Consider the following 632-nt stretch of genomic DNA (forward strand, 5'->3'; position numbering starts at 1 on the left):
CCAAAGCGCGTGCCCCGGTCGATGGCCAGGTTAAACTCGGCGTAGCGGCCGCGGCGCACCAGCTGCCACTGCTTCTGGCGCGGAGTAAAGGGCAGCCCGGCATTCTGGCGCAGCAGCTCGCAGTAGGTACGGCCATAGACCTCGCCCACGGCCCGCACGAAAGCGAACAGCTCGTCAAACGAGCCCTCCTGGCCCACGAGCAGCCGGTCGAAGAAGATGCCGCCGATGCCGCGGGTTTCCTGGCGGTGGGGCAGAAAGAAGTACTCGTCGGCCCAGGCCTTGAAGCGGGCGTAGTACGCGGGGTTGTGCTCGTCGCAGACCTGCCGGATCTGCTCGTGAAACCAGCGGGCCTGCGCCTCGTCGACGTAGATCGGGGTCAGGTCCAGTCCGCCGCCAAACCAGGCTTCGCCGTTGCCGGCTTCAAAGTAGCGCACGTTCATGTGCGAAATCGGCACCATCGGGCTGCCCGGGTGCTGCACCACCGAGACGCCCGTGGCAAAGTAGTTCGGGTCGGGCATCAGCAGCTGCCGGGCCGCCGCTTCGCTCATGGTGCCGGCCACGGCCGAGAAGTTCACCCCGCCTTTTTCGATGATCTGCCCGCCGGTCAGCACCCGGCTCCGGCCCCCGCCGCC

Annotated in this window: 1 protein-coding gene; it reads right to left on the reverse strand. The window is 67.6% G+C overall.

The genetic code is table 11. The features are described from left to right. On the reverse strand, window positions 1–632 hold a 632-nt coding region (locus LJY25_RS21135), incomplete at both ends, for a coproporphyrinogen III oxidase (RefSeq protein ID WP_227610432.1).

It is taken from the genome of Hymenobacter translucens, assembly GCF_020685205.1.
In the GTDB taxonomy this organism is placed as follows: Bacteria; Bacteroidota; Bacteroidia; order Cytophagales; family Hymenobacteraceae; genus Hymenobacter; species Hymenobacter translucens.